The organism is Brevundimonas sp., from assembly GCF_032017145.1.
Classification (GTDB): Bacteria; Pseudomonadota; Alphaproteobacteria; order Caulobacterales; family Caulobacteraceae; genus Brevundimonas.
The window spans coordinates 19536-27877 of sequence record NZ_DALZQC010000036.1 but is presented as its reverse complement, the minus strand read 5'-3'; the positions used below and the strand labels follow the sequence as shown (position 1 = coordinate 27877).

Here is an 8342-nt window from a genome sequence, read left to right as displayed (position 1 = left end):
CCCGGCGCGCGCGTGGCGCCCGACACGCCGTCGGCCGGCAGGCTCATGGCCCGGCCGCCCTTGCGCCACCAGGTGCGCAGATCCTTCAGCCAGTCCTTGCCGTCGCCCTCGTTGTTGCGGGTCTGCTGATACCAGACGGCCAGGGTCCGCTCGGTCGACTGATCCGGCTTCTCGATCCAGACGGCCACATAGGGGCGGTGATAGGAGGCGGTGTTCAGCCGGGGGATTTCGACCGAGACCGTCAGGTCGGCGGCCATGGCGGGCGCAGCGGCGGCGGCGAGGCCGACGGTGGTGATGACGACGGGGAGAAGGCGCATCGGAATACTCGTCAGTGAATGAAGATCAGGGCGATGACGACAGGGATCAACAGGCCCAGCGCCGCCAGCGGCCAGGTGGAAGGTCGGCCCTTGGCGTGGAGGATCATCAGGCCCAGGCCCGTGACCGCGAAGATGACGCAGGCCGCCGCGAACACGTCGATGAACCAGAACCAGACCACCCCGGCGTTGCGGCCCTTGTGCAGGTCGTTGAGGTAGGCGATCCAGCCGCGCGTGGTCTTTTCGTGCAGCGTCTCGCCCGTCGAACGGTCGATGGTGACCCATCCGTCGCCGCCGGGAATGGCCAGGGCGACATAGACCTCTTCCGGCGTGGTTTCGGTCGGCTTGCCCGCGATCTCGACCTTCAACGCCTCGGACGCCCAGCGCGCGACCGCATCCGGCAGGGGCTGTGTCGTTTCCTCGGGAAAAGTGGTCAGGCGCTGCAGCAGCGGGGCCGGCAGGGTCGCGGTCTGTTCGACCGTCACCGGCGTTCCGGGGATGGAGGCCGCATGGTTCAGCGTGATGCCGGTGACCGCGAACAGGATCATGCCCACCAGGCTGACCGCCGCCGAAATCCAGTGCCAGCTATGAAGTTGTTTCAGCCAGAACGACCGCGCGCCGTTCAGCGCCGCCTTGGGCTTGGGCCCCTTGGCTTCGGGTTCGGCCTGACGCTGTGCGGCGAGTTCGGTCACGCGCTCGCTGTGCCATTGTTGCGAGCGGGTTGCAATAGCGTTCAGCGCCCCGTCGCCGCGACGACCGTCACACCTCGGCCCAGCGCCGCAGCAGATTGTGATAGACGCCGGTCAGTTCGATCACCGCCTGATCCTTGGGCCCCTTCTCCAGCCCGACCCGCTGGGTCGCCACGTCCAGGCGAAACAGCATCTCGCGATCGCCGTCGTCGCGGATCAGGCTCTGCATCCACATGAAGGAGGACACCCGCGCGCCCCGCGTCACCGGCATGACCCGATGAAGGCTCTTGGACGGATAGAGCACCAGATCGCCGGCCGGCAGCTTGATCGACTGCGATCCGTACATCTCCTCAACGATCAGTTCGCCGCCGTCGTAATCCTCCGGCTCGGACAGGAAAAGGGTCGCCGACAGGTCGCTGCGGATGCGGGCGCCTCCGCCGTCGCGCGACTGGCGGATGGCGTTGTCGACATGCAGGCCGAACTCGCCCCCGCCCTCGTAACGGTTGAACAGCGGCGGAAAGATCGTGTGCGGCAGGGCCGCCGCCACGAACATCGGATTGGCGTTCAGCGCCTGGACGATCAGGGCCGACACCTCTTTCGCCACGTCCGAGTCCTCGGGAAGTTGCCGGTTGCGCTTGGCCGTGGCGGACTGGTGGCCCGAGGTCATGTTGCCGTCCGCCCACGGGCCCGCGTCCAGCCGCTCGCGCAGCGCCTTCACTTCGGCCTTGGAGAAGACTTCGGGAATCTGGAGCAGCACGGACGGCCTCGCTCTCGCAAAAAAGAAGACGGCCCCGCCGGAAGGACGGGGCCGTCAGGATAGACCGGGGGAAGCGGCCTTTAGAAGCGCATGTTCAGCGTCAGAGTGGCCGCACGACCCGGCGCGGGATCGGCGTGATGAACGCCGTTGGTGCGCATGATATAGTGCTCGTCGCCTGCGTTCTTGACGTTTAGACGCAAGGACGCCGTATCGGTCAGATCATAGGCGGCGTAAGCGTCCACGCGCGTATATTCCGGCGCATAGATGCGGTTGGACCCTCCACCTGCGCCGCCCTGGTTGCCGCCGTTGGAACGCGACACATAGTAGACGCCGCCACCCACGGTCAGGCGCGGCAGGACCCGATAGGTGGTGAACAGGCTGGCCGAATGCCTTGGCGTATTGGCCAGAGACTCACCGACGTTCACGTTGTTCACGGCGCCCCGGACAAGTTCGGAGTCCATATAGGTATAGCCGCCGAACACCTGCCATTCAGGGGTTATATTGCCTGAGACGCTAAGCTCGACACCCTTGACCTCGACCTCGCCGACCTGGGCGTAGGTCGCGGGCGGCCCGGAATCGACCAACAGTTGAGCGTTCTTTCTGGTGAGGCGATAGGCGGCCAGACCGACGGAGAGACGTTCGTCGAACAAATTGGCCTTGGCGCCGACCTCATAGGTCTCGGTGTCCTCGGGCTCCAGAATTTCGTTCGCCAGATTGCCGGTCCCCTGTCCCGTGCCGGCCGCGTTCTGGTCTCCGCCCGAGAGCAGCGGCGGCGTCGAGGCGGTGGCGTAGGAAACGTAGAGGCTGGAATAGTCGGTCGGCTTGAACACCAGGCCGGCCTGATAGTTGACGAAATCACATTTCCGCTTGGGCAGTTGGACGACGCCCGGCGTTCCGGTCGGCGTGACGGGAATCAACGGGTTGATGGTCCAGACGCCATTGGTCTGGGTCGAGCTGATGTTCACGCCTTGCGTTTGATAGCTGTCCCAACGGACGCCGAGATTCAGCAGGATGCGGTCGGTCAGCGAGATGCTGTCGAAGGCGTAGAGGCCGGCGGTTTCCGTCGTCGAGCGGCTGGGCGCGCTACGGTTCACCACGCCCGTCCAGGCATCGCTGGGGTTCGGATCATAGACCGGCGTGCAGTCGAAGCCGGTCAGAGGCGCGGGGCAGGCCGTGCCCGAGGTCGTGAAGGTCGAATAGCTGGCGTTGCGATTGACCTCGCGCGTCAACTCCAGGCCCAGGTCATAGCTGTGCTTGACGCTTCCGGTGGAAATCTTGCCGTACACGTCGGTCACGTTGGCCAGCGTCTGCGCCGGATTCCACCGGGTCTTGGTGCCGCGCTTCATCCACCAGACGCCGCCGATCAACTGGGCCGATCCGCCGTCGCCGGGGTTGGTGACGATGTAGTCGTTCAGCGTATTGGACAGACGGCTGACGTTGCGGATCGTCAAGGCTTCGCTGAACCGATGAGTCCAATCGAAAGTGAAGGTGTCCACCGTATTGTTCAGATAGTCGCGCGCCTTCAGGCCATAGAAGGCGTCGCGGCTGACGTTCAGCACGCCGGATGCGTCCGGTCGGGGTGCGTTGGCGCCCCCCAGCTTGGTATACAGCGGGATGCCGTAGTCGGGCATCTGATTGCTGTCGAGGTGGTAGTAGCTGGCGATGATCGTGCTGTCGGCGCCCAGGCCGACGGCGAACGATGCGGCCACACCCCATTTGTCATAGTCCACGGCGTCGCGGCCCGCGACGTCGCCTTGCGCCCCCATCAGATTGATGCGCAGCGCCGCCGTGCCGCCCAGCGGCATGTTGGAATCGATCGTTCCGCGCAGATAGTCGTCGGTTCCGACGCCGGCCGACACGCTGGTGAACGGGGTCAGCTTGGGCGACTTGGAGGCCAGATTGATGCTGCCGCCGCCCGAACCGCGTCCCGAATAGACCGAATCCGCCCCCTTGATGATCTCGACCTGCTCTAGGTTGAAGACTTCCCGCTGCTGGCCGCCGGCGTCACGGACGCCGTCCACGAAGATGTTGTTGCCCGACGACTGCCCCCGAATGACCGGACGGTCGGCCAGCGGCTGCCCGCCCTCTCCGGCGCCAAAGGTGATGCCGGGCGAGTTGCGAAGAATATCCTGCAGCGAATCCGCGCCGGTCTGTTCGATGACGGCTTGCGGAATGATGATGACCGATCGCGGCGTATCCACCAGGGGCGCGACGAACTCCGGGCTGACCGGCGCCGGTTTCCGAACCTGACCGTTGACGTCGATGGTCCCCAGATTGGCGGGCTGTTGCTGATCGGCAGTGGCGATCACGCTATCGGCAGCGTCGGCGGTTTCGGCGAAAGCGGGCGCCGAGACCAGCATTCCGGCGGCGCTGGAGGCGAACAGGAGCGCACGGAGAGAGGCGGCGCGGGAGTCGGACATTGTCTTGCGACCTTTTTGGTCTGATTTTGCGATGCGGTCGCAATAACCAGCTTCAAAATGTCGCACAAGCGAATTGCGAACAAATCGCAGTCTTAATCAGCCCACGACGCTCATGGTCCGCGCCGGCGGGGCCTCCTCCAGATCCAGCCAGGTTGGGTCGGGCATGGCCCGATGCGCGGCGGCCAAGGCTTCGGACCACCGGCGGCCGAGATCGCGAAAATAGGGATCTTCGGCCTCGATGCGGCGGGCCATGCCGTTCAACCGGTCGCGCGGCATGACGATCAGGTCCAGCGGCGGACCGACGGCGATATTCGAACGGATGGTGGAATCGAACGAGATCAGCCCCAGTTTCACCGCCTCGGACAGCGGAGTGGACGTATGCAGGGCGCGGTCCAGGATTGGCTTGCCGTACTTCAACTCCCCGATCTGCAGATAGGGGGTATCCTGCCCGCATTCGATGAAATTGCCCTGACCATAGATCAGATACAGCCCCATCTTGCCGCCGGCGATCTGGCCGCCCAGCAGCATGGAGGCGTTGACGTTCAACGCATCGGCGGTCGGCGTCGGCGGGGTGTTGATGCTGGCCCGCACGCTGGCCATCGCATGGCCCAGGATCTGCGCGGCGCGAAACAGGGTGGGGGCGGTCTGAAGCGTCTCCGGCGCGGTGGAGTCCGGCAACCGGACCCCGGCGGCCGTCATGGCCAGCGCCGTCTGGGTGACCGACAGATTGCCCGCCGTCGCCACCGCCAGGATACGCTCGCCCGACGACTGATAGATGTGCAGCTTGCGATAGGACGAGATGTTGTCCACGCCCGCATTGGTGCGGGTGTCGGCGATCATCGCCAACCCCTCGTCCACCAGCATACCCACGCAATAGGTCACGTCGCTCTATCCGCTCCCCGCGTTGCGAACCGCACGACGCTAACAGATTCGCGCGTCATGCCTACCGGGCCTCTCCGCCCGACTGCAGTTGTTGTTGGCTCTGTTGCACCGGCCGCACGTTCAGGGCGACCGTAAGCGTCTCCTGACCGCCGCCATAGCTGGTTCCCCGGATCGGCGTGGCGCCGCGCGCGTCCAGGCCCACGGCGACCCGGACATAGTGTTCGGTCGGACAGATGCCGTTGGCCGGATCGAACCCGACCCAGCCCAGGTTCTCGACCCAGGCCTCGGCCCAGGCGTGGGCGGCGTCTTGGTCGTGCTTGCCGTCCCTGCGGCTGAGATGGCCCGAGACATACCGGGCCGGCACGCCCAGGACGCGGGCGGCGGCGATGAAGATCTGGGCGTGATCCTGACAGACGCCGCGCTTCTGGGCGAAGGCTTCGGCGGCGGTGTGGCTGGCCGAGGTGGACCCGACCTCGAACGCCACATCCTGCTTCAGCGCGCTCATCAGGGCGTGCATCCGGCCCAGCGTCGCGCCTTCGGGGATCGAGCGGGCGAAATCGTCGATGGCCGCATCCGGCCTGGTCATCGGCGTCTCGCGCAGGAAGACGATGGGCGACAGCCGTTCGGCCTGCCCCTTCACCACGCCGCCCGTATCGACGGTCGCCACCTCGCCGGTGACGCGGATGGTCAGGGCGTCGGCCGGCCGCTCGGTATAGAGGCTGTGAACGATATTGCCGAAGGCGTCCTCGCTGCGCCGCAGCCGGGCGTCGACGTCGGTCTCGATACGCCAGTCGCCCACCTGCTGGCTCTCGCACGACTTGGGCGTCAGACGCAGCATCTGCACGATGAAGCGCGCCGGGCGGGCGTAGGCGTAGCGGGTGGCGTGGTCGATCCGGATCCGCATGGGTTCAGACCAGATACTGTTCGTGGACGGCGGCAGCCAAGGCGTTGTTCTCGTTCAGGAAGCCCTGGATGTATTCGTGCAGGCCCGACTGGAAGATGTCCTCGATCTTGGCCTCGTTGAACTGACCCAGGCGGTTGGAGGCCAGCCTTTGCGCCGGGCCGCGCCGGCCGTAGTCGGCGGCCAGCTTTTCCAGATAGGACACGATCATCCCCTGACACGACGCCAATGAACGCGGCATCTGGCGGTTCAGCACCAAGAGGTCCGCGACCAGCCACGGCCGCACGCTCTCGCGGTAAACCCAGCGATAGGCGGTCAGGGCCGAGACCTCGCGCAACAGCGTCGTCCACTGGAAATAATCAAGCTGGCCGCCCACCCGTTCGCCGGGCGGCAGCAAGAGGTGGTATTTCACGTCCAGCAGGCGGGCGGTGTTGTCGGCCCGCTCGATGGCCATGCCCAGCCGCAGGAACCAATAGGCGTCGTTCCTTAACATGGTCCGCGACGAGGCGCCCTCGACCGCCAGGGACGTCGACTTCACGAAGTCGAGGAAGTTGGTGAAGTCGTCGCGTTTCGTCGGTTCGCCCAGTTCGTTCAGACCGTTCCAGGCGCCGTTGATCGCCTCCCACAGCTCGATGGTCAGGGCGGTGCGGACAGAGCGGGCGTTGGTCCGCGCCTTGGTGATGCAGGCCTTGATCGAGGTGGAGTTGTCGGAACCGAAGGCCAGATATTCCCGCACCGACTTCTCGGAGGGGGTGCGACCCGATGCGTCGAAGGCGCCCTTCACCCCGGACGAGGCGATGGCGCCCGCCCAGGCCGTGACCGCGGCCTGATCCTTGGCCGGAAGCGCCGCCAGGCGAATGGCGGCTTCCAGAATGCGCGCCAGGAAGTCCGCCCGCTCCATATAGCGGCCGGTCCAGTAGAGACTGTCTGCAGTGCGTGAGAGCATTTAGTTGTCCAGCACCCAGGTGTCCTTGGTTCCGCCGCCCTGGCTGGAGTTGACCACCAGCGATCCCTCCTTCAGCGCCACCCGCGTCAGGCCGCCGGGCGCGACGCGCACCCCCGCGGGGCTGGACAGGACAAAGGGCCTGAGATCGACATGGCGGGGCGACAGGGCGCCGCCGTTCAGCGTCGGCGCCGTCGACAGGCTCAGCGTCGGCTGGGCGATGAAGTCGTCCGGGTCTGCGATCAGCTTGGCGCGGAAGGCCTCGATTTCGGCCCTGGTCGACGTCGGCCCGACCAGCATCCCGTACCCGCCCGATCCGCCGACCTCCTTGACCACCAGTTCGTCCAGCTTGCCCAGCACCTCCTTCAGCGCCTCCGGCTCGCGGCAACGCCAGGTCGGGACGTTCTTCAGGATCGCGTCCTCGCCGGTGAAGAAGCGGATGATCTCGGGCATATAGGTATAGACGGCCTTGTCGTCGGCGACCCCCGTTCCGACCGCATTGGCCAGGGTCACACGCCCGGCGAAATAGGCCGACATCAGTCCCGGAACCCCGACGGTGGAGTTCGGCATGAAGGTCAGGGGGTCGATATAGTCGTCGTCGATGCGGCGATAGATGACGTCGACCCGTTTCGGCCCTTCGGTCGTACGCATGAAGACCGTGTCGTCATTAACGAACAGGTCCGTGCCCTGGACCAGTTCGACCCCCAGCTTGTCGGCCAGGAAGCTGTGCTCGTAATAGGCCGAGTTGAACGGCCCCGGCGTCAGGACGACAATGGTCGGATCGGCCCCCGCACCCGCCGGCGCGGACGCCTGCAGCGAGCGCAACAGCATGTCGGTGTAGATTTCGACCGGCCGCACGGCGTGTTCCGCGAACAGGTCGGGGAACAGCCGCATCATCATCTCGCGGTTCTCCAGCATGTAGGAGACCCCCGACGGCGTGCGGCAGTTGTCTTCGAGAACGTAGAAGCCGTCCTCGCCCGTGCGAACCAGATCGACGCCCGAGATATGGCACCAGACGTCGCCCGGCGGACGGCGGCCCTGCATCTCGGGCCGATAGTGGGGATTGGTCAGGATCAGGTCGGCCGGGACGATGCCCGCCTTGATGCATTCCTGAGCGCCGTAGATGTCCTTCAGGAAGGCGTTGATTGCGGTGACACGCTGCTTCAGCCCCCGTTCCAGCCCGCCCCATTCATCGGCGCCGATGATGCGTGGCACCACGTCGAAGGGGATCAGCCGTTCGTTGGATTCCTCGTCGCCATAGACGGCGAAGGTGACGCCCATCCGCCGGAAGAACAGTTCCGCCTGGCGCGAGCGCGCCTGCAGCAGATCGGACGGCGCATTTTCCAGCCACGCCGCCAGGGTCTTGTAGCTGTCGCGGATCGCACCCGATCCGCCGCCGCTCATTTCGTCGAACGCTCTCGTCATCCGCCCCGCCG

At 65.8% G+C, this 8342-nt stretch carries 8 protein-coding genes; all 8 read right to left on the bottom strand.

Features of this window, described 5'->3' with window-relative positions; all coding sequences use genetic code 11:
• A partial coding sequence (locus tag RTU05_RS08175; RefSeq protein WP_312597297.1) for a DUF2271 domain-containing protein occupies nucleotides 1-317 on the bottom strand: 317 nt, incomplete at its 3' end.
• Between the two features lie 11 nt (nucleotides 318-328).
• Nucleotides 329-1006 (bottom strand): PepSY-associated TM helix domain-containing protein, encoded by a 678-nt coding sequence (locus tag RTU05_RS08170; RefSeq protein WP_312597296.1) that lies wholly within the window; start codon nucleotides 1004-1006, stop codon nucleotides 329-331.
• 67 nt (nucleotides 1007-1073) lie between these two features.
• A complete protein-coding gene (locus RTU05_RS08165) occupies nucleotides 1074-1760 on the bottom strand; it encodes a Fe2+-dependent dioxygenase (RefSeq protein WP_312597294.1) in 687 nt (228 codons plus the stop codon).
• Nucleotides 1761-1840: 80 nt separating this feature from the next.
• The gene (locus RTU05_RS08160) at nucleotides 1841-4180 is read right to left on the bottom strand and encodes a TonB-dependent receptor domain-containing protein (RefSeq protein WP_312597292.1); all 2340 of its coding nucleotides are present in this window, start codon (nucleotides 4178-4180) and stop codon (nucleotides 1841-1843) included.
• Nucleotides 4181-4276: 96 nt separating this feature from the next.
• Nucleotides 4277-5062 (bottom strand): peptidase, encoded by a 786-nt coding sequence (locus tag RTU05_RS08155; RefSeq protein WP_312597290.1) that lies wholly within the window; start codon nucleotides 5060-5062, stop codon nucleotides 4277-4279.
• Between the two features lie 61 nt (nucleotides 5063-5123).
• Nucleotides 5124-5966, bottom strand: a complete 843-nt coding sequence (locus tag RTU05_RS08150) for a transglutaminase family protein (RefSeq protein WP_312597289.1) — start codon at nucleotides 5964-5966, stop codon at nucleotides 5124-5126.
• A gap of 4 nt (nucleotides 5967-5970) precedes the next feature.
• A complete protein-coding gene (locus tag RTU05_RS08145) occupies nucleotides 5971-6909 on the bottom strand; it encodes an alpha-E domain-containing protein (protein ID WP_312597287.1) in 939 nt (312 codons plus the stop codon).
• Nucleotides 6910-8331: a circularly permuted type 2 ATP-grasp protein gene (locus RTU05_RS08140; protein WP_312597285.1), complete on the bottom strand. Its 1422-nt coding sequence runs from the start codon at nucleotides 8329-8331 to the stop codon at nucleotides 6910-6912. It lies immediately after the preceding gene.
• Between the last annotated feature and the right edge of the window lie 11 nt (nucleotides 8332-8342).